18 protein-coding genes are annotated in these 21,037 nt (G+C 69.0%); 5 read left to right on the top strand and 13 right to left on the bottom strand.

Annotated features, from left to right (window positions below; translation table 11 throughout):
• Positions 1-6: 6 nt before the first annotated feature.
• On the bottom strand, positions 7-1,056 hold the full coding sequence (locus tag E3O32_RS15965) for a Gfo/Idh/MocA family protein (protein WP_134510818.1): 1,050 nt from the start codon (positions 1,054-1,056) through the stop codon (positions 7-9).
• Positions 1,057-1,105: 49 nt separating this feature from the next.
• Positions 1,106-3,619, bottom strand: coding sequence for a DEAD/DEAH box helicase (locus E3O32_RS15960; RefSeq protein ID WP_134510817.1), 2,514 nt, complete (start codon positions 3,617-3,619; stop codon positions 1,106-1,108).
• A gap of 192 nt (positions 3,620-3,811) precedes the next feature.
• Between E3O32_RS15960 and E3O32_RS15955 the strand changes: the two genes are divergently transcribed.
• Positions 3,812-5,383: a molybdopterin-dependent oxidoreductase gene (locus E3O32_RS15955; protein WP_134510816.1), complete on the top strand. Its 1,572-nt coding sequence runs from the start codon at positions 3,812-3,814 to the stop codon at positions 5,381-5,383.
• Positions 5,384-5,502: 119 nt separating this feature from the next.
• Positions 5,503-5,895 carry a TraR/DksA family transcriptional regulator gene (locus tag E3O32_RS15950; protein ID WP_134510815.1) on the top strand — a complete coding sequence of 131 codons (393 nt, stop codon included), beginning with the start codon at positions 5,503-5,505 and terminating at the stop codon, positions 5,893-5,895.
• A gap of 81 nt (positions 5,896-5,976) precedes the next feature.
• Here the strand turns inward: E3O32_RS15950 and E3O32_RS15945 are convergent, their stop codons facing one another.
• The 5 genes from E3O32_RS15945 to E3O32_RS15925 form a co-directional block, all read right to left on the bottom strand.
• On the bottom strand, positions 5,977-7,956 hold the full coding sequence (locus tag E3O32_RS15945; protein ID WP_134510814.1) for an ABC transporter ATP-binding protein: 1,980 nt from the start codon (positions 7,954-7,956) through the stop codon (positions 5,977-5,979).
• Complete coding sequence (locus E3O32_RS15940) at positions 7,953-9,686, bottom strand: ABC transporter ATP-binding protein (RefSeq protein WP_134510813.1); 1,734 nt, start codon at positions 9,684-9,686, stop codon at positions 7,953-7,955. Before E3O32_RS15940 ends, E3O32_RS15945 begins: the two co-directional genes overlap by 4 nt.
• A gap of 9 nt (positions 9,687-9,695) precedes the next feature.
• Entirely contained in the window at positions 9,696-10,316 is a 621-nt protein-coding gene (locus tag E3O32_RS15935) for a TetR/AcrR family transcriptional regulator (RefSeq protein WP_134510812.1), read from the bottom strand.
• 81 nt (positions 10,317-10,397) lie between these two features.
• Positions 10,398-10,721, bottom strand: coding sequence for a hypothetical protein (locus E3O32_RS15930; protein ID WP_134510811.1), 324 nt, complete (start codon positions 10,719-10,721; stop codon positions 10,398-10,400).
• Positions 10,722-10,953: 232 nt separating this feature from the next.
• Positions 10,954-11,928, bottom strand: coding sequence for an aldo/keto reductase (locus tag E3O32_RS15925; protein ID WP_134510810.1), 975 nt, complete (start codon positions 11,926-11,928; stop codon positions 10,954-10,956).
• Positions 11,929-12,009: 81 nt separating this feature from the next.
• On the opposite strand from E3O32_RS15925, the gene E3O32_RS15920 reads away from it, so the two are divergent.
• The 3 genes from E3O32_RS15920 (at position 12,010) to E3O32_RS15910 (ending at position 14,329) form a co-directional block, all read left to right on the top strand.
• On the top strand, positions 12,010-13,128 hold the full coding sequence (locus E3O32_RS15920; RefSeq protein ID WP_134510809.1) for a N(5)-(carboxyethyl)ornithine synthase: 1,119 nt from the start codon (positions 12,010-12,012) through the stop codon (positions 13,126-13,128).
• Between the two features lie 101 nt (positions 13,129-13,229).
• Positions 13,230-13,754: a methylated-DNA--[protein]-cysteine S-methyltransferase gene (locus tag E3O32_RS15915; protein WP_134510808.1), complete on the top strand. Its 525-nt coding sequence runs from the start codon at positions 13,230-13,232 to the stop codon at positions 13,752-13,754.
• Positions 13,751-14,329 carry a DNA-3-methyladenine glycosylase I gene (locus E3O32_RS15910; protein WP_134510807.1) on the top strand — a complete coding sequence of 193 codons (579 nt, stop codon included), beginning with the start codon at positions 13,751-13,753 and terminating at the stop codon, positions 14,327-14,329. Before E3O32_RS15915 ends, E3O32_RS15910 begins: the two co-directional genes overlap by 4 nt.
• Positions 14,330-14,829: 500 nt before the next feature.
• Here E3O32_RS15910 and E3O32_RS15905 read toward each other — a convergent pair whose 3' ends face one another.
• The 6 genes from E3O32_RS15905 to atpA form a co-directional block, all read right to left on the bottom strand.
• The gene (locus tag E3O32_RS15905; RefSeq protein WP_134510884.1) at positions 14,830-15,801 is read right to left on the bottom strand and encodes a malate dehydrogenase; all 972 of its coding nucleotides are present in this window, start codon (positions 15,799-15,801) and stop codon (positions 14,830-14,832) included.
• A 46-nt stretch (positions 15,802-15,847) separates the two neighbouring features.
• The gene (locus E3O32_RS15900; RefSeq protein WP_134510806.1) at positions 15,848-16,615 is read right to left on the bottom strand and encodes a YaaA family protein; all 768 of its coding nucleotides are present in this window, start codon (positions 16,613-16,615) and stop codon (positions 15,848-15,850) included.
• 4 nt (positions 16,616-16,619) lie between these two features.
• Positions 16,620-16,883 carry a F0F1 ATP synthase subunit epsilon gene (locus E3O32_RS15895; RefSeq protein WP_134510805.1) on the bottom strand — a complete coding sequence of 88 codons (264 nt, stop codon included), beginning with the start codon at positions 16,881-16,883 and terminating at the stop codon, positions 16,620-16,622.
• Between the two features lie 2 nt (positions 16,884-16,885).
• Entirely contained in the window at positions 16,886-18,349 is a 1,464-nt protein-coding gene (gene atpD / locus E3O32_RS15890) for a F0F1 ATP synthase subunit beta (protein WP_134510804.1), read from the bottom strand.
• Positions 18,350-18,367: 18 nt separating this feature from the next.
• On the bottom strand, positions 18,368-19,270 hold the full coding sequence (locus E3O32_RS15885; RefSeq protein WP_134510803.1) for a F0F1 ATP synthase subunit gamma: 903 nt from the start codon (positions 19,268-19,270) through the stop codon (positions 18,368-18,370).
• Between the two features lie 80 nt (positions 19,271-19,350).
• Positions 19,351-20,988 (bottom strand): F0F1 ATP synthase subunit alpha, encoded by a 1,638-nt coding sequence (gene atpA, locus E3O32_RS15880; protein ID WP_134510802.1) that lies wholly within the window; start codon positions 20,986-20,988, stop codon positions 19,351-19,353.
• Positions 20,989-21,037: the final 49 nt, after the last annotated feature.

Below are 21,037 nucleotides of genomic sequence, written 5' to 3'. Positions count from 1 at the left end.
GAGCAGCTAGTGCGTGAGCAAGTTGATCCGTTCGATGATGCTGATCACCCTGAGCGAATCCTCGGGGTCGACCGGCACCGGCGCTCCCCGGAGCAGGGCATCCGCCAGCCCGGTGTAGAACGACACGTAGCTGCCCCGCTCGGCGGGCACCGGAGTGAGGGCCCCGTCGATCCCGAGCACTCCCCAGTTCGACTCGTCGTCGACGCCGAAGCCGGGATCGGTCGGCCGCGCGCCGGCCTTGAGCGCCTCTTCCTGGCCGTCGAGGCCCCACTTGGTGTAGCCGGATTCCGAGCCGAGCACGTGGAACCGCGGGCCGGCCTGCGCCGCGATCCCGTTCATCCAGAGGTGTGAACGCACCCCTGAGCCGTGGTGCAGGGCCACGAAGGTGTCGTCGTCCGCGGTTCCGCCCGGGCGCCGGGTGAGGGTTTCGGCGTAGATGTCGTCGATCGGGCCGAACAGCACCAGGGCCTGGTCGATCAGGTGCGCGCCGAGGTCGAACAATACGCCACCGCCCTCCTTGATCGTCGCGGCGGCCTTCCAGGACTTCGACTGCTCGGGCTTCCACCATTCGAACCGCGACTCGAACCGGCGCACCGTGCCGAGCCTCCCGGCATCCAGCAGGGCCTTCAGGGTGAGGAAGTCACCGTCCCAGCGCCGGTTCTGGAACACGGTCAGCGGGAGCCCCAGCCGGTTGGCCTTCTCGATCAGCGCCCGGCCGTCCCTGCTCGTCACCGCGAACGGCTTGTCGACGACGACGGCCAGCCCGGCGTCGAGGGCTGCGTGCGCGAGCGGCACGTGGGTGGCCGACGGCGAACCGATCACGACCAGGTCGAGGTTCGCGGCCTCCGCGAAGAGGTCGTCGGAGCTGTCCACCAGCCGGGTCCGCGGATACCGTTCGCCGGCCACCGCGCGCCGGGCCGGGTCCTTCGTCACGATCAGGTCGAGGGAGAACTCGGGGTTCGCGTCGATGAAGGGGCTGTGGAAGAGCCGGCCGGAGGTGCCGAAACCGATCAGGCCGGTGCGGATCGGGGCATCAGGAACGTGGGTCGTTGGCATGCCCCCACCGTACTCCGGTGCCGCCGCATGCCGGAGGCCGGAGGCCGCCTTACAGCCGGTTGACCCCGGTGACCCGAAGCACGGCCGCGCCGAGCTCGTCGGAGGCGGCCAGGTCGATCGTGGCGCTGATGCCCCAGTCGTGGTCGCCGGCCGGGTCGTCGAAGATCTGCCGGGCGGTCCATTCGGTGGCGCCCTCGTCGAGGATCAGCAGGCCCGCCCCGCGCGCATTCGCACCGGCGAGCAGCTCGTCGTGCTCGGCGAAGTAGCCGTCCATGGCGTCGGCCCAGGCATCCGCGGTGAAACCGTGTTCGCGGTCGAGTTCGCCGAGCTCGTCGTAGTGCTCGAGCGCCGCCAGCTGCACCCGGCGGAACAGCTCGTTGCGCACGAGGATCCGGAAGGCCCGGGTGTTCGTCGTCAGCCGGCGCGGGGCCGGCGGCAGCACCGAATGGGCCCCGGCCTCGTGCACAGCGAGGTCGGGGTGGATGAGCTCCTCCCACTCGTCGAGCAGGCTCGAGTCGACCTGGCGAACGAGCTCGCCGAGCCATTCGATCAGATCGAGCAGGTCCTCGGTCTTCGCCTCGTCCGGGATGGTCTGCCGGGCGGCCCGGTAGGCGTCCGACAGGTAGCGCAGAACGACGCCCTCGCTGCGGGCGAGCTTGTAGAAGGCGATGAACTCGCCGAACGACATCGCCCGCTCGTACATGTCGCGCACGACCGTCTTCGGGCGCAGGGCGAAGTCCGCGATCCACGGCTGCGATTCCTTGTAGGTGTCGAACGTGTAGGTGAGCAGTTCCTCGAGCGGCTTGGGCCAGGTGATCTCCTCGAGCAGCGCCATCCGCTCGTCGTACTCGATCCCCTCCCGCTTCATCGCGTTCACAGCCTCACCGCGCGCGGCGAACTGCTGGCCCATCAGCACCGGGCGCGGGTCGTCGAGGGTCGCCTCGACGATCGAGATCATGTCCAGCGCGTAGCCGGGGTCTTCCACGTCGAGCAGGTCGAACGCGGCGAGCGCGAACGGGGACAACGGCTGGTTGAGCGCGAAATTCGGCTGCAGGTCCACGGTGAGGCGGATGTCCGTGCGCCCGGTCCGCGGGTCGACGTTCTGCTCCACGACTCCCGCCGCGCGGAGCGTCTTGTAGATTCCCAGCGCCCGCCGGGCGTGCGCGAGCTGGCGCTTCCACGGCTCGTGGTTGTCGAAGACCAGCGAGTGGACGTGGGCGTACGCGTCGCCGCCGCGCCCGATCACGTTGATCAGCATCGCCGCGGTCATCTGCATGCTCGACTGCATGGTCTCCGGCTCGGCCGCGACGAGGCGCTGGAACGACGGCTCGCCCCAGGAGACGAAGCCCTCCGGCGCCTTCTTGCGGATGATCTTGCGTTTCTTCTTCGGGTCGTCGCCCGCCTTCAGGGTCGCTTTGAGGTTGTCGGTCTCGTGGTCGGGCGCCTGCACGGCGACGGTGCCGGCGGTGTCGTAGCCGGCCCGGCCGGCCCGCCCGGCGATCTGGTGGAATTCGCGCGCGTTCAGCTGGCGCATCTTGACGCCGTCGTACTTGGTGAGCGCGGTGAACAGCACGGTGCGGATCGGCACGTTGATGCCGACGCCGAGCGTGTCGGTGCCGCAGATGACCCGGAGCAGGCCGCGCTGGGCGAGCTGCTCGACGAGTCGGCGGTACTTGGGCAGCATCCCGGCGTGGTGCACGCCGATGCCCATCCGGATCAGCCGGGACAGGGTCTTGCCGAAGCTGGTGGTGAAGCGGAACCCGCCGATCAGCTCCGCGATCGCCTCCTTCTGCTCCTTGGTGGCCACCTTCACGCTGCTCAGCGCCTGCGCGCGTTCCAGGGCGGCCGCCTGCGCGAAATGGACGATGTAGACCGGAGCCTGCCCGGTCTTGAGCAGGTCCTCCACGGTCTCGTGCACGGGCGTGGTCTCGTAGAAGTAGTGCAGCGGCACGGGCCGTTCCACGCCGGTGACGACCGCGGTGGGCCGGCCGGTGCGCCGGGAGAGGTCGTCGGCGATGACCGTGACGTCGCCCAGGGTGGCCGACATCAGGATGAACTGCACCCGCGGCAGCAGCAGCAGGGGCACCTGCCAGGCCCAGCCGCGGTCGGGGTCGCCGTAGAAATGGAATTCGTCCATCACGACCTGGTCCACCTGGGTGTCCTCGCCGCTGCGCAGCGCGAGGTTGGCGAGGATCTCCGCCGTGCAGCAGATGATCGGGGCGTCGGAGTTCACCGAGGAGTCGCCGGTCATCATGCCCACGTTCTCGGCGCCGAAGATGTCGACGAGGGCGAAGAACTTCTCGCTGACGAGCGCCTTGATCGGGGCGGTGTAGAAGGTGCGCCTGCCGGCGGACAGGGCGGCGAAGTGCGCTCCGACGGCGACCAGCGACTTGCCCGTGCCGGTGGGGGTGCTCAGGATGAGGTTGGCCCCCGACACGATCTCGATCACGGCCTCCTCCTGGGCCGGGTAGAGCGCCAGGCCCTGCTCCCCTGCCCAGAGTTCGAACGCCTCGAACAGGATGTCCGGGTCGGTGACGTGCGGGAGCGCGGTGAGAGTAGCCATGATCCTTCGATCCTGCCCTATTCCACTGGGCGTCCGCTCCGGCCTGAGCCGCGGCAGGGCCCGGCGCCAGCCCGTCCTGCGCGCGAGGACACATCCGCTTCGCTGCGGATCGCGTTCGGCCGGCCGAAAGCCGCAGCGAATCGTAAGGACTTGACCGGCGCGCCTCGCAGCCCCCGAACCTATGCTGAACGGATGGCCACCCCCGACGCTCCTCCCCGATCCCGCACCGCCTCGCGCGGGTCCCGGCTGTGGCGCCCCGTCGCTGCCGGTGTCGCCGCGGAGCTGGGCGGACTGGGCGCGGCCGAGCTTGTCGCCGCGATCCTCGCCCCGGCGGGCAGCCCCATCCTGGCCGTCGGCGCCCTCGTGATCGATCTCGTCCCGGGCTGGGTCAAGGAGCTGGTCATCGGCCTGTTCGGCACGGGCGACAAGGCGGTGCTGATCGTCTGCGTCGCTCTGGGGGCGTTCGTGCTGGCCGCCGTCGCCGGGGTGCTCGAATCCCGTCGTCCGCCGTTCGGCCGGGCGCTCGTCGTCGCGGCGGGCGCACTCGCCGTGGTCGCGGTGCTGACCCGGTCCGGCGCCGCCACCTTCGATGCCCTGCCCTCGGTCACTGCGATGGTGGTCGCGGCGGTGCTGCTCACGGCGCTCACCACCCGGCTGCCGCGCACCATCGCGGACCCGCACCCGGACTCCTCCGGCGTCGACCGCAGGCGTTTCCTGGCCTGGACCGGCGCGAGCACCGGCCTCGGACTCCTGGCCGTGATCGGCGGCCAGCTGGTGTCGGCCGGCACCCGGGCCACGGATGCCGCCCGCGCCCGGTTCACCCTGCCTGCCCCGGCCACCGCGCCGGCCCCGATCCCGCCCGGAGCCGACCTCGCGATCGACGGCCTCTCCCCCGTGATCACGCCGAACCTCGGCTTCTACCGGATCGACACGGCGCTGCAGGTGCCCCGGATCGACCCGGCCACCTGGACGCTGAAGGTCACCGGCCTGGTTGAGAACGAGGTCGAGCTGACCTTCGCGGAGCTCCTCGCCCTGCCGTTGGAAGAGAGCACGACCACACTCACCTGCGTGTCCAACCCTGTCGGCGGTGACCTGATCGGCAACGCCACCTGGCTGGGCTATCCGATCCGGCTGCTGCTCGCCCGGGCGAAACCACGGCCCGGCGCCGACATGGTGCTCTCGCGCAGCGAGGACGGCTGGACCGCGAGCACCCCGCTGGAGGTGCTCACCGACGACCGCAACGCGATCCTCGCCGTCGGCATGAACGGCGTGCCGCTCCCCCTCGAACACGGCTACCCGGTGCGGATGGTCGTGCCGGGCCTCTACGGCTACGTCTCGGCCACCAAATGGGTGGTCGAGCTGAACGTGACCCGGTTCGACCGGGAGAGCGCATACTGGACCAGCCGCGGCTGGACCGAACGCGGCCCGGTGAAACTGTCCTCCAGGATCGACGTGCCCCGCGCGGGCACCCGGGCACCGGCCGGACCGGTCACGGTCGCCGGCGTCGCCTGGTCGCAGCACGTGGGCATCCGTTCGGTGCAGGTGCAGGTCGACGACGGCCCGTGGAACGACGCGACCCTGGCCGACGCGATCTCCGCCGACACCTGGCGCCAGTGGAGCTGGCAGTGGACGGCCCCCGCCGGCCGGCACACCATCCGGGTGCGGGCGACCGACGCGGCCGGGCTCGTGCAGACCTCGGTCGTGCGCGATGTCATCCCCGACGGTGCCACCGGGCTGCACCAGGTGCCGGTGACGATCGGCTGATTTGTCCACCGGCCTCCGCCTGCCCCGCGACAGGGCGGCCGGCTGGGCGTATCCTCAACAGCACAATCCTCGCGACGTGGCATTTCCGCCCCTGCAGCGAGCCGCTCGAAAGGACAGCCATGCGCACCCAGACGAAGCTCTCCCCCGCTGACCTGCGGCACTTCGAGGGACTGCTGCTGGAGGAGCGCCGCGACCTTGACGTCGCCCTCGGCCGGATCACCCACACCCTCGACGATGTGATCGAAGCCCGGAACAACGGCACCGCCGACGACGAGCACGATCCGGAGGGTCCGACGCTCACGATGGAGTGGTCGCGGATCTCCGGCGTGCACAGCGAGTTCGAGGCGAAGGCGGCCACCATCGACCGGGCGCTCGCCCGGATCATCGACGGCAGTTACGGACTGTGCGTGCGGGGAGGCGAGCCCATCGGGCGGGCCAGGCTCGAGGCCCGGCCCGCTGCCGAGCTGTGCATCGACTGCGCCCGCGACGCGGAGGCGCGCCTGCGGGCCTGACCGGCGAGCCCGTTCGCGTGGCCCTCGTCTCGCCTGGCCCTCGTCTCGTCTGGCCCTCGTCTTGCCTGGACCTCGTCTTGCCTAGACCTCGTCGGCGACGGGGGCCGCGAACTGCGCGTTGTAGAGCGCGTGGTAGGCACCACCGGCCGCGAGCAGCTCCTCGTGCGTGCCCAGTTCGACGATCCGGCCGGCCTCCATCACGAGGATGAGGTCGGCGTCGCGGATCGTGGACAGGCGGTGCGCGATGACGAAACTGGTGCGGTCGGCGCGGAGGGCGCTCATGGCCTTCTGCACGAGCACCTCGGTGCGGGTGTCGACGGAGCTGGTCGCCTCGTCCAGGATGAGCACGCTCGGCCTGGCCAGGAACGCCCGGGCGATCGTGAGCAGCTGCTTCTCGCCGGCGCTGACGTTGCCGCCCTCGTCGTCGAGCACCGTGTCGTAGCCGTCCGGCAACGAGTGCACGAACCGGTCGACGTAGGTCGCCCGCGCGGCGGCCTGGATGTCCTCCTCCGAGGCGTCCGGACGCCCGTAGGCGATGTTCTCCCGGATGGTGCCGCCGAACAGCCAGGTGTCCTGCAGCACCATGCCCATCCGGCCGCGCAGGTCGACGCGGGTCATCGTCGCCACGTCGACGCCGTCGAGGGTGATCCGGCCGGAGTCCAGCTCGTAGAAGCGCATCATCAGGTTGACCAGGGTGGTCTTGCCCGCGCCGGTCGGCCCGACGATCGCGACCGTCTGTCCCGGTTCCGCGACCAGGCTGATGTGCTCGATCAGCGGCTGGTCGGCGGTGTAGCGGAAGGACACGTCTTCGAAGGCGAGCCGGCCGTGCACGACCTCCGGGGTCTCGGCCGGTTCAGGGTCTGGGCTCTGCTCCTCGGCGTCGAGCAGGTCGAAGACGCGCTCGGCGGATGCGACGCCGGACTGGAGCAGGTTGGCCATCGAACCGAGCTGGGCGAGCGGCTGGGTGAACTGGCGGGAGTACTGGATGAAGGCCTGCACATCGCCGAGCTGCATCGCGCCGGACGCCACCTGGAGCCCGCCGACGACGGCGATGCCGACGTAGACGAGGTTGCCGATGAACGTCATCGCCGGCATGATCATGCCGCTGATGAACTGGGCGCCGAAGCTGGCCTGGAAGAGCTCCTCGTTCCTGACCCTGAAGCGTTCTTCGACCTCCTTCTGGCGGCCGAAGACCTTGACCAGGGCGTGCCCGGTGAAGGTCTCCTCGATCTGGCCGTTCAGCTCGCCGGTGTTCTTCCACTGCCCCACGAAGAGTTTCTGCGAGCGCTTGGCGATGAGCATCGTGGTCACCAGGGTGAGCGGCACCGTGACCAGGGCGATCACGGCCAGCAGCGGCGAGAGCAGGAACATCATCACGATGACCCCGATCACGGTCAGCAGGGAGGTGACGATCTGACTGAGAGACTGCTGCAGGCTCTGCGACACGTTGTCGACGTCGTTGGTGACCCGGCTGAGCAGTTCGCCGCGCTGAACAGAGTCGAAGTAGCGCAGCGGCAGGCGGTTGATCTTCGCCTCGATCTCGTCCCTCAGGCGGTACACCGTGCGCTGCACGACACCGTTGAGCACGTAGGCCTGGATCCAGCTGAACGCGGAGGACAGCACGTAGAGGATCATCGCCCAGAGCAGCACGGCGGACAGCGCGGCGAAGTCGATGCCGAGCCCCGGGGTGAGCGTCATGCCGCTGAGCATGTCCGCCTTGGCCGTGTCCCCCGCCGCGCGGAGGCCGGCGATGACGTCAACCTGGCTGACGCCGGCGGGGAGCGCCTTGGACACGATGCCGGAGAAGATGAGGTTCGTGCCCTCGCCGAGCAGCCGCGGGCCGATCACCGAGAAGGTGACGCTGACCACGGCGAGCACCAGCACGAGCAGGAGCCAGAGGCGTTCGGGCCTGAGCTTGCCGATCAGCCGCCGGGCCGACGGGCCGAAGGTCATCGCCTTCTCGGCGGGGGCGCTCATGCCGCCGAACGGGCCGTGCCCGCCGCCGGGTCCGCGGGCCGGCGGCCGGTCCGCGGCGGGCCGTTCCCTGGTTGCCTCGCTCATGCTGCTTCCTCCGCTGTGAGCTGTGATGACACGATTTCCTGGTAGGTCCTGCTGCTGTCGAGCAGTTCATGGTGGGTGCCCGCGCCGACGATGCGGCCGTCTTCGAGCACCAGGATCTGGTCGGCGTCGATGATGCTCGACACCCGCTGCGCGACGATGATCATCGTCGCCCCGTCGGTGCCGCTCTTGAGGGCGGCGCGCAGCCGGGCATCCGTTGCCAGGTCGAGGGAGGAGAACGAGTCGTCGAAGATGTAGATCTCCGGGCGTTTGACCAGCGCGCGCGCGATCGCGAGTCGCTGTCGCTGGCCGCCGGACACGTTGGTGCCACCCTGGGCGATCGGGGAATCGAGTCCTTCCGGCATCTCCGCGACGAAGTCCTTCGCCTGGGCGATCGTGAGCGCCCGCCAGAGTTCCTCTTCGGTGGCGTCGGGCTTGCCGTATTGCAGGTTGCTGCGCACGGTGCCGGAGAACAGGTACGGTTTCTGCGGAACGAGGCCGATGTGCCCCCACAGCAGGTCGGGGTTCAGCTCGCGCACGTCGACGCCGTCGACGAGCACCGAGCCGCTTGTGGCGTCGAAGAGCCGGGGCAGCAGGTTCACCAGGGTGGTCTTGCCGGAGCCGGTGCTGCCGATGATCGCGGTGGTCTGGCCGGAGCGGGCCAGGAAGCTCACATTGCTGAGCACCGGCTGCTCGGCGCCCGGGTAGGCGAAGCCCACGTCGAGCAGGGCGAGTTCACCGTGGCCGACGGTCGCGTTCACCGGGTTGGCCGGGGGAACCACGCTCGAGGCCGTGCCGAGCACCTCGCCGATCCGGTCGGCGGAGACGGTCGCCCGCGGGATCATCACGGCCATGAAGGTGGCCATCATCACGGCCATCAGGATCTGCATCAGGTAGGACAGGAAGGCGATCAGGGTGCCGACCTGCATCGACCCGTCCTGGATCCGGAACGCCCCGAACCAGATCACGGCCACGCTGGAGACGTTGAGCACGAGCATCACGATCGGGAACATCAACGCCATCAGCCGGCCGGCGCGCAGCGCGTAGTCGGTGACGTCCTCGTTGGCCACGGCGAAGCGGGCCTGCTCGCGGTCCTCGCGCACGAAGGCGCGGATGACCCGGATGCCGGTGAGCTGTTCGCGCAGCACCCGGTTGATGGTGTCGATCTTCGCCTGCATCACCCGGAACAGGGGCACCATTCGCACGATGATCAGGCCGACGGCGATCAGGAGCACGGGCACGCTCACCGCGATCAGCCAGGAGAGCTGCACGTCCTGGCGGATCGCCATGATCACCCCGCCGATGGAGAGGATGGGCGCGGAGACCATCAGGGTGGAGGTCATCAGCACGAGCATCTGCACCTGCTGCACATCGTTGGTGGAGCGGGTGATCAGCGACGGGGCGCCGAACCGGGTGACCTCCTGCTCGGAGTACTCGCCGACCCGGGAGAAGACCGCGCCGCGCAGGTCACGTCCGAGCGCCATCGCCGCCTTCGCGCCGAAGTAGACCGCGATGATAGAGCAGACGATCTGGGCGAAGGTGATCAGCAGCATCATCCCGCCGACGCGGAGGATGTAGCCGGTGTCGCCCTTCGCGACACCCTCGTCGATGATGTCGGCGTTGAGGGTGGGCAGGTAGAGCGACGCGATCGACTGCGCCAGCTGGAAGACGACGACCGCCGCCAGCAGGCGCCGGTACGGCCGCAGGTATTTCACGAGCAGTTTCCACAACATCGGGCTCTCCTAGGGGGCGTGGTGCGGGGTAGCGATGGAGTGGTGCTGGACGGGCGCGCCCATGATGCCGTGCAGGATCAGGGCGGTGATCTCCGCGTCGTCGAAGTCGGGGCCGTCGCGGATCTGGGGCACGGATGCCGCGAGCGTCACCATCCGCACGATCTGGCCGACCCGTTCGGCCGGAACACGGAACCGCTCGAGGTCGTCGGCGAGGATGCCGGCCAGGATCCCGGCGAATTCGCCGGCAACGTGGTGCCCCTTCTCGTGCCCGGGAGGGGGGCCGTGCCGGCCGAGCGCGCTCATCAGGGTGAACAGCGTCGTGAACCGGGCGCGCATCACGGCGACGATCGCGCGGATCCGGTCCTCGAGCGGCAGGAGCGGGTCGATCGCCCGCAACTGCCGACGGAACGGCTCGGGGTCGAGGTGGCGGGCCACGGCGGCCTGGATCAGCTCGTCCTTGCTCCCGAAGGCGCGGAAAATGGTGCCCTCGGCGATCCCGGCGCAGTCGGCGATCTGCCGGGTGGTGACGGCCTGCCCGTGTTCGAGCAGGAGCGGCGTGACAGCGTCGATCAGCATGGCCTGGCGGTCCTCGACGGACAGTGCTTTCGCTCGTGCGGGTTTGACGGCCATGCCCTCGATCCTAGATGAGTGAGCGCTCACTCACAAGATCGGATCAGGCGAAATGGTCGGGAGGACCGGCAACGAGGACAGTCAGGCGTCGAGCGGGATGCCGAACGCGTTGATCAGCATCGCGGCGGCCTCGTCCCAGAGGAAGTAGTGTCCACACTCCGTCGACGACTCGAAGCGGGTGCCGGCGTTGGCCCGGAAGAGCCGGCCGTCCCTGCTGATGAACCCGATCACGTGGCCGTGGAACCGGATCTCGTCGGTGCTCGCGTCGAGGTCGACGACGTCGAGGCGGAGCGTCCTGGTCACGTCGTCCCAGCACGGCACACGCACCGACACGGTATCCGCGGAGCGCGAAGGGACCGTGGACACGGCGTGGATCGACCCGGACCTGACCGAAGATTGCGACATCACGTTCGCCTCGATTCTCAGGACGTCCGGCAGCCCGACAGGCCGCCCGCGGGGAGGCCGACCTTCCGTGCCTCAACGTCCTATTCAAGTCTCGCCGTGACGCCCTCGACTCGGAAGTCCTCTCTTGGGAGGACCGGGCCACCGCGTCCGTCCGGAGAGGGAGCCGGTGGACGACGCTCGGCTCCGGCCCGTGGAAGATGCTGCTCGATCAGGATCTCCGGGTGCACGCGGCTCAGGCGGCCGGCACGGCGAAGAGGCTCGAGATCCAGGCCACCTCGGCCGCGCTGGGCTGCCAGGCGGTCGCGGCATCCGCGTTCTGGATGATCTGTTCCGGCCTGGTTGCCCCGGCGATGACGCTGGTGAGCCCGGGTTGGGCGAGCAGCCAGGCGAAGGTCGCAACGAGCATCGTCACCCCGCGCTCGTCGCACCAGACCTGGTAAGCCTCGATCAGGTCCCACGGGGCGTCGTCGACCAGGTGGCGCCGGATCATCATGATCCGGCTGTCGGCCGGTCCTCCCTCGCGGGTGAACTTGCCGGTGAAGAGCCCGTTGTAGAGCGGGAAGAACGGCAGGAAACCGACGCCGTACGCATTGACGGCCGGCAGCACCTCGTCCTCCGCGTCGCGCACCAGGAGGCTGTACTCGTTCTGGGCGGAGATGAACCGCGGATGCTGCGCGAGCCTGGCCGTGAATTCGGCCTCGGCGATCTGCCAGCCGGCCAGGTTGGAGTGGCCGATGTAGCGGACCTTGCCCTCGCCGATCAGGTCATCGAGGGTGTCGAGCGTCTCCTCGATCGGCGTGTTCGGGTCAGGCTGGTGCAGCTGGTACAGGTCGATCCAGTCCGTCTGCAGGCGCCGGAGCGAGCCCTCCACGGCGCGTCGGATGTAGCGACGGGAGCCCCTGGCGTTCCAGTCCGGCCCGTTCAGGCCGTTCATGTCCATCCCGAACTTGCTGGCGAGCACGATCTTGTCCCGGTTGCCGCGCAGGGCGTGGCCCATCAGGGTCTCGCTGAGGCCCCGCTCGGCGCCGTAGATGTCGGCCGTGTCGAACAGGGTGACGCCCGCCGCGATGGCGGCATCGATCACCGCGGTGGTGCCCGCCTGCCCGGCCGTTGCGGTCCCGGCCCGGCCGAAGTTGTTGCAGCCGAGGCCGATCGTGGACACCATGAGTCCGGACTTCCCGAGGGAGCGGTACTCGATCTCTGCCATCACCCCAGACTAGGGCCGCACGCCTGTGCTAGACAGGAAACAATCAAAGGGGTGCCAGTGAGTCCACTCACGCTCGGAGTAATGTCTCGTTCGGGCAAGCCGAACGAACGCCGGCTGCCCCTTCATCCGCAGCACCTGGAGCGGATCGACCCTGCCCTGCGCCGGCAGATCTTCCTCGAGGCCGGCTACGGCGAGCAGTTCGGCGTGTCCGATGCCCACCTCGCGCCGCTGGTGGGCGGGCTGGGCACCAGGGACGAGCTCATCCGGGACTGCGACGTCATCCTCCTGGCCAAGCCGCTGCTGCGCGATGTCGCCGAGTTGCGCGACGGGCAGGTGCTCTGGGGCTGGCCGCACTGCGTGCAGGATGCCGCGCTCACCCAGCTGGCCATCGACAAGCGGCTGACCCTGATCGCATTCGAGGCGATGAACCACTGGACCGGCGGCGGCGACTTCCACCTGCACGTGCTGCACAAGAACAACGAGCTGGCCGGCTACTCCTCCGTGCTGCACGCACTGGCGCTGACCGGGTCGACCGGCGACTACGGCCGCCGGCTCCGGGCCGCGGTGATCGGCTTCGGCGCAACAGCCAGGGGCGCGGTGACGGCGTTGAACGCCCTCGGCGTCTACGACGTGACCGTGCTGACCAGTCGCGACGTCACGGCGGTCAGTTCCCCGATCCACTCCGCCCAGATCGTGCAGCTCGAACACGGGTCGGGCCCGCACGAGAACTTCGCCCTCCCCGACGGCACCCGGGCGCCCCTGCCGCAGTACCTCGCCGGCTACGACATCATCGTCAACTGCGTGCTCCAGGACCCGAACGCCCCGCTCGTCTTCCTGACCGAAGACGACCTGGCGCTGATCATGCCCGGCTCCTTGATCATCGACGTCTCCTGCGACTCCGGCATGGGCTTCTCCTGGGCGAAGCCCACGTCGTTCGACCACCCGACCTTCCCGGTCGGTGACAACGTGACCTACTACGCCGTCGACCACAGTCCCTCCTACCTGTGGAACTCCGCCACCTGGGAGATCAGCGAGGCCCTGCTCCCCTACCTGCCGGAGCTCCTCGGCGGGGACGCGGCCTGGGACGCGAACGAGACGCTCCGGCGGGCGATCGAGATCCGCGAGGGCGTCATCCAGAACCCCGCAATCCTGGCCTTCCAGGGGCGTTCCGGGGACTACCCGCATCCGCGGCTGGCCTGACTACCGGCGGCGGCCATCCCTCCCCAGACCCGGCGCGGGCGCGTTCCCGCCGTGTCCGAAACCCGCCAGAACGCGCCGGCGGCGCCGACTACAGTCGAGACATGGACAGCATCGCACCCTCGTTGATTCGCCTCCCCAGCCCGATCGGCCGGCTCGAACTCACCGCCGATTCCGAGAGCATCCTCTCGCTCTCGATCGAGCGCGCCGGCCACCTTCCGCTCGAGCAGTCGCCGGAGTCGCCGTCCCCGCTGCTCGAGCGCGCGGCGACCGAGCTCGCGGAGTATTTCGCCGGCACCCGCACCGGCTTCGACCTTCCGATTCGCCTCACCGGCGGCACCGCCTTCCAGCGGAGCGTGTGGCAGGGACTGGCCGGACTCGGATTCGGCGAGGTCATCTCCTACGGCGAGCTGGGCGCGTCCATCGGGCGGCCGGGCTCCGGCCGGGCCATCGGCGGCGCCGTCGGCGCCAATCCGGTGCCGATCCTGATCGGCTGCCACCGGGTGCTCGCCGCCAACGGGCGGATCACCGGCTACAGCGGCGGCAACGGCATCCGGACCAAGGCCTGGCTGCTCGACCACGAGGGCATCCAGCACGTGGGGACCGGGTCCTCGGTGACCGACGAGTGACCACCTCCACTCCGGCCGTGGCCGACGATGGGGTCCCCCGGTGCGGCTGGGCCGGCTCCGACCCGGAGTACCGCCGGTACCACGACGAGGAATGGGGCCGCCCGCTGCGGGACGACCGGCTCCTGTTCGAGAAGCTGTCCCTGGAGGGCTTCCAGGCCGGCCTGTCCTGGCTCACCATCCTGCGGCGACGCCCGGCCTTCCGCACCGCCTTCTTCGACTTCGACGTCGACCGGGTCGCGGCGATGGACGAGACGGATGTCGCCAGGCTCGTCACCGACGCGAGCATCATCCGCCACCGGGGGAAGATCGAGGCGACCATCGGCAACGCCAGGGTCACCCGTGATCTCGGCGAGAGCCTTGCGGCGCTGATCTGGAGTTTCGCGCCAGAGCCCCGCACCGAGAGGCTGTCCGGGCTGGGCGACATCCCCGCGGTCACGCCGGAGTCCACGGCGCTCAGCCGGGAACTGCGCGCCCGCGGCTACCGCTTCGTCGGGCCGACCACCGTCTACGCTCTGATGCAGTCCGCCGGGCTGGTCGACGACCATGTCATCGGCTGCCACCGCGCCGCCGGCTGAACTTCGGATCGTCCTCCCAGAGCGCTGAGCGGCCGGCCTCGGCTGCGCCGCTGCGTCGTCGCGGCCGCGGCATCCAAATGGGCGGCGCGTGCTCGGTCGGCGCGCAGTCGGCGGCGGCGGGCGCAGTCCTCCGCGAGCGCGCCACTTCCGCCGTTACGCACCAGGCCCACGTGTCGCGCAGCGGCGCAATTGGCGCGGTCGGCGGCACGCGTCAGCGGCATCCAATCGGCGGGGACTGGCAAGCGGCATCCGCCCAACCGCGAGCGCGCCACTTCAGCCGCTACGCACCAGGCGCACGTGTCGCGCAGCGGCGCACGTGTCGTGCAGCGGCGCAATTGGCGCGGTCGGCGCGGTCGGCGCGGTCGGCGCGGTCGGCGGCGCTGACTACGTATCGCACCTGCCAAGTCAATGGGCGAGACGGTGGTCGAGCCTTGGGCGACCCGGTCAGCGTGATTTCGACAGGCTCAACCACCGGCGCTCACGCACCGGGCCGCGGCCGGTCAGGGCAGCAGGCCGAGCGACGCCACGTGTTCGCGCTCCTCGATCAGTTCGGCGACGGACGCGTCGATCCGGGCCCGGGCGAAGGCGTTGATCGACAGGCCCTGGACGATCTCCCAGCGGCCGTCGACGGCGCGCACGGGGAACGAGGAGAACAACCCCGCGGGAACGCCGTAGGAACCGTCGGAGACGACAGCGGCCGAGGTCCACTGCTCGCCGGTGCCGTTCACCCAGTCGTAGACATGGTCGATCGCGGCACTGGCCGCGCTGGCCGCCGACGATGCCCCGCGGGCCTTGATGATCTCGTAGCCGCGCCCCGCGACCCGCGGGATGAACTCGTCCACCAGCCAGGCCTCGTCGACGAGGTCGCTGACCGGCGTGCCGCCGACGGTCGCGTGGTTGACGTCCGGGTACTGCAAGGCGGAGTGGTTGCCCCAGACGCTCAGCCCGCGGATCTGATCGACGTGCACGGCCAGTTTCACGGCGAGTTGCGCGACCCCGCGGTTGTGATCGAGCCGGGTCATCGCGGTGAACCGCTCGGCCGGGATGTCGGGGGCGAACGCGCTCGCGACGAGCGCGTTCGTGTTGGCGGGGTTGCCGACGACGAGCACCCGCACGTCCGCGGCCGCGCCCGCGTTCAGGGCGGCCCCCTGCGGGCCGAAGATGCGCCCGTTGCTCTCGAGCAGCCCGACCCGTTCCATCCCGACGGCTCGCGGCCGGGAGCCGACCAGCAGGGCGATGTTGACCCCGTCGAATGCCCGCACGGGGTCTGCGGTGACTCTGACGGCGCGCAGCAGTGGGAACGCGCAGTCCTGCAGCTCGAGAGCGGTGCCCTCTGCTGCGGCGAGCCCCTCGGTGATCTCCAGCATGGTCAGGTTGACCGGCGTCGTCGGCCCGAGCAACTGCCCGGACGCGATGCGGAAGAGCAGGGCATAGCCGATCTGGCCGGCTGCGCCGGTGACGGTGACGTTCATCGCTGGTGTGGGCACGATGCCAGCCTATGGCCGGATGCCGCCTCCGTCAGCCCCGGGATGCGCCGATCAGCTGGTCGACGACCAGGTCGAGTTCTCCGGTGACCCCGGGGCGCAGGGTGAAGCCCGCCGACTCGGCCCAGTCGAGCAGCGCGGTCACGCTGTCGAACGACTCCGCGTGCTCGATCAGGGCGCGGCTAAAGGCGCCCTTCGCGGTCTTGTTGAAGTGGTTGAGCGCCCGGGTGCGACCGTCGGACGCCTGGGTGACGACCCGCAGGTAGAGCGAGTCCGGCCGCACCGGCGCCGGCCCGAGGGCCGCGTAGCCGGCCGAGCGGAGGTCGAGCAGGAGCCCGTCACCGCGCAGCGCCTTCTCGACGGGGCCGCTCCAGTGCTTCTTCAGGGCGAGCTCCGGCAGCCGGGAATCGTGCGACAACCGGTAGCCGGGGATCAGGTCGAGGGCGCCGACCGGGCCGAACAGTGCGGAGTGCACCCGCACATGCTCCCCGGCCCAGGCCCGCGCGGACGGGGTCAGGGTCGCCGCGTCCAGGGCGTCGTAAAGCACGCCGGTGTAACGGTCGAGTACCGGCATCGTCGCCGACGTCGCGAGGGTGCGGTTGCGACCGACCTCCGCCGCCTGGGTGCGGCCGAGCTTGAGGGCGGCCATCATGGCATCCGGATGCTTCGCCAGACCCACCAGCGAACGCACAAGTACCCGCCGGCTGGAGTGCAACGACGGGTACGTGAGGGTGCGCAGGTCAAGCGGTGCGCCGGTGCCGCCGAGACGCTTGGTCTCGGACGGCGGCAGCAGGACTAGCAATCGGTTAGACGAGCCCCGCCTTGCGGGCGACGATGGTGACCAGGTTGTTGGCCACCGAGAGGAAGCCGTCCGCCGCCTCGGCGACGATCTTCTTCCCATCGGGCAGGGTGACGCGAACCTCGCCGCTGGCCAGGATGGCCAGCATCGGCTCGTGGCCGGCGAGGATGCCGATCTCGCCCTCCACGGTGCGGGCAACGACCATGGTTGCCTCGCCGGACCAGACTTCCTGGTCCGCCGAGACGACGCTGACGTTGAGGGCCGCAGCCATGGTTAGTCGTTCTCCTTCTGGATCTTCGCCCACTTCTCTTCGACGTCGGCGATGCCGCCGACGTTGAAGAAGGCCTGCTCGGCCACGTGGTCGAAGTCACCGTTGGCGATGGCGGTGAAGGATTCGATGGTGTCCTTGAGCGGAACGGTCGAACCCTCGACGCCGGTGAACTTCTTCGCCATGTAGGTGTTCTGCGAGAGGAACTGCTGGATCCGGCGGGCACGGGAAACCGTGACCTTGTCCTCCTCGGAGAGCTCGTCAACACCGAGGATCGCGATGATCTCCTGGAGTTCCTTGTTCTTCTGCAGGATCGCCTTGACGCGCACGGCCGTGGTGTAGTGGTCGGCACCCAGGTAGCGGGGGTCGAGGATACGACTGGTCGAGGTGAGCGGGTCGACGGCCGGGTAGAGGCCCTTCGACGCGATCTCGCGGGACAGTTCGGTCGTCGCGTCGAGGTGGGCGAAGGTGGTCGCCGGGGCCGGGTCGGTGTAGTCGTCGGCAGGCACGTAGATGGCCTGAAGCGACGTGATCGAGTGGCCACGGGTGGACGTGATGCGCTCCTGGAGGATGCCCATCTCGTCGGCCAGGGTCGGCTGGTAGCCGACGGCGCTCGGCATGCGACCGAGAAGCGTCGAAACCTCGGAGCCGGCCTGGGTGAAGCGGAAGATGTTGTCGATGAAGAGCAACACGTCCTGCTTGGCGACGTCGCGGAAGTACTCCGCCATCGTCAGCGCGGAGAGCGCGACGCGAAGACGCGTTCCCGGCGGCTCGTCCATCTGGCCGAAGACAAGGGCGGTCTTGTCGAAGACGCCCGCCTCTTCCATCTCGTGGATGAGGTCGTTGCCCTCACGGGTGCGCTCGCCGACACCGGCGAACACCGATACTCCACCGTGGTCCTGCGCGACGCGCTGGATCATTTCCTGGATCAGCACGGTCTTGCCGACGCCGGCTCCCCCGAAGAGTCCGATCTTTCCGCCGAGGACGTACGGGGTGAGCAGGTCGATGACCTTGATACCGGTCTCGAACAGCTGGGTCTTCGACTCGAGCTGGTCGAAGGGCGGCGGCTTGCGGTGGATGGGCCAGCGCTCCGTGATCTCGATCTTCTCGCCGGGCTCAGCGTTGAGCACTTCACCGATGGCGTTGAAGACGCGACCCTTGGTGACGTCGCCGACCGGGACCGTGATGGGAGATCCGGTGTCCCGGACCTCCTGGCCGCGGACGAGACCGTCGGTGGGGTTCAGCGCGATGGCGCGGATCAGGTCGTCGCCGAGGTGCTGGGCGACCTCGAGGGTGATCACGGTCGACACATCCCCGATGACGATCGTGGTCTTCAGCGCGTTGTACATGCCCGGGATCGAGTCGTGGGGGAACTCGATGTCGACGACCGGGCCCGTGACGCGGGCGATCCGGCCGACGGCGACGGTTTCAACCGGTGCGTGGACTGGCGCGGTTGCGGTGTCAGTCATTGCTCTCTCTTCTCTGGTTTAGTTCTTGGCGGATGAGAGCGCGTCGGCTCCACCCACGATCTCGGAAATCTGCGAGGTGATCTCGGCCTGCCTGGCGTTGTTCGACAACCGGGTGAAGTCCTTGATGAGCTTGTCCGCGTTGTCGGAGGCCGACTGCATGGCCTTCTGACGTGCGGCGTGCTCTGCGGCGGCCGACTGCAGCATGGAGTTGAAGATTCGGCTTTCGATGTAGACGGGCAGCAGCGCGTCGAGCACCGTTTCCACGTCGGGTTCGAACTCGTACAGCGGCAGAATCTGGCTTTCACCGGGTTCTTCGACGCCTTCGACGACCTCGAGCGGCAGCAGGCGCACGACCTGGGGGGTCTGCGTGACCATGCTGACGAAGCGGTTGAAGACCACGTGGATCTCATCGACTCCGCCGTCGTCAGCGTCCCGGAGGAACGCTTCGAGCAGAGCGTCGCTGATCTCGCGTGCCGTCTCGAACTGGGGCTGGTCGGTGGAACCTGTCCAGACCCGCTCGGACGGGCGCCGACGGAAGTTGAAGTACGCCGCGGCCTTGCGTCCGACCAGGAAGTAGACGACATCCTTGCCCTGGGCCCGCAGAAGCTGGGTCAGGGACTCGGCTTCGCGCAGGGCCTGCGAGCTGAACGCACCCGCGAGGCCACGGTCGGACGCGAAGATGACGACCGCGGCCCGTTCGATCTTCTCGGGCTCAGTGGTGAGCACGTGCGCGACGTTCGAATACGTCGCGACGGCCGACACCGCCTGGGTGATCGAGCGGGCGAACGGGGTCGACGCCGCGACGCGCGCCTTGGCCTTCTGGATGCGCGAGGCGGAGATCAACTCCATGGCCCGAGTGATCTTCTTGGTCGTCTGGGCAGCCTTGATCTTCTGCCGGTAGACCCGAAGTTGCGCTCCCATGTGTCTCCTGTGCTTCCTTGTCTGTGGGTGAATGTGCCGGTGCGGCCGTGCATGGGGCCCTCGAAAGGTCCCCAGGTGGCTTAGCGCCGGTGCTTCACGATCTTTTCCTGGTTGACGTCTTCGGCGGCGATCGCCTCGAACTCTTCCTTGCCGACCGAGGCGAGCGGCTTGCCTTCACCGGTCTGGAACTCGCGCTTGAACTTGTCGACCTCGAGCTCGAGGGTCGCGACGGTGGCGTCGTCGAGCACGTTCGTCTCGCGCAACGTCTTGAGGACGTCGGTGCTGCGGCCGAGGTGGTCGAGCAGACCGCGCTCGAACCGGAGCACGTCTTCGACCGGGACCTCGTCGAACTTGCCGTTGGTGCCGGCCCAGATCGAGACGACCTGGTCCTCGACCGGGTACGGCGAGTACTGCGGCTGCTTGAGCAGCTCGGTCAGCCGGGCGCCACGGGCAAGCTGGCGGCGGCTGGTCGCGTCGAGGTCGGAGGCGAACATCGCGAAGGCCTCGAGCGACCGGTACTGCGCCAGTTCGAGCTTCAGGGTTCCGGAGACCTTCTTGATCGACTTCACCTGGGCGTCGCCGCCGACTCGCGACACCGAGATGCCCACGTCGACCGCGGGCCGCTGGTTGGAGTTGAAGAGGTCGGACTGCAGGAAGATCTGGCCGTCGGTGATCGAGATCACGTTGGTCGGGATGTACGCGGAGACGTCGTTGGCCTTGGTCTCGATGATCGGCAGGCCGGTCATCGATCCGGCGCCGAGCTCATCGGAGAGCTTGGCACAACGCTCGAGCAGGCGGGAGTGCAGGTAGAACACGTCACCGGGGTAGGCCTCGCGTCCCGGCGGGCGGCGCAGCAGCAGCGACACGGCACGGTAGGCCTCGGCCTGCTTGGACAGGTCGTCGAAGATGATGAGGACGTGCTTGCCGGCGTACATCCAGTGCTGGCCGATGGCCGAGCCGGTGTACGGGGCGAGGTACTTGAAGCCGGCCGGGTCGGAGGCCGGGGACGCGACGATGGTCGTGTACTCCATGACTCCGGCATCCTCGAGCGCGCCCTTGACGGCGGCGATCGTGGAGCCCTTCTGGCCGATGGCGACGTAGATGCAGCGAACCTGCTTGTTCACGTCGCCGGAGGCCCAGTTGGCCTTCTGGTTGATGATGGTGTCGATCGCGATGGCGGTCTTGCCGGTCTGGCGGTCACCGATGATCAGCTGGCGCTGGCCGCGGCCGATCGGGATCATCGCGTCGATCGCCTTGATGCCGGTCTGCATCGGCTCGTGCACGCTCTTGCGGTGCATGACGCCGGGGGCCTGCAGTTCGAGGGCGCGGCGGCCTTCGGTCTCGATCGGGCCGAGGCCGTCGATCGGGGCGCCGAGCGGGTCCACGACACGGCCGAGGTAGCCGTCGCCGACGGGCACGGACAGCACCTCGCCGGTGCGGTGCACCTCCATGCCCTCCACGATGCCGGCGAACTCGCCGAGCACGACGACGCCGATCTCGTCTTCGTCGAGGTTCTGGGCCAGGCCCAGGGTGCCGTCGGCGAACTTGATGAGCTCGTTCGCCATCACGCTGGGAAGACCCTCGACGTGGGCGATGCCGTCGCCCGCCGTGGTGACGTAGCCGACCTCGGTGGTTGCGGTCTTGCTCGGCTCGTAGGACTTGACGAAGTCCTGGAGAGCGTCGCGGATCTCATCGGGGCTGATCGTTAGTTCTGCCATCATCTTCCCTTTCCCGTACGGGGTGTACAGGTTCTGTCTGAAACGAAAC

Origin of the sequence: Cryobacterium mannosilyticum (assembly GCF_004402705.1) — a bacterium.
Lineage (GTDB): Bacteria > Actinomycetota > Actinomycetes > Actinomycetales > Microbacteriaceae > Cryobacterium > Cryobacterium mannosilyticum.
This window is presented reverse-complemented; position numbering and strand designations above follow the sequence as displayed.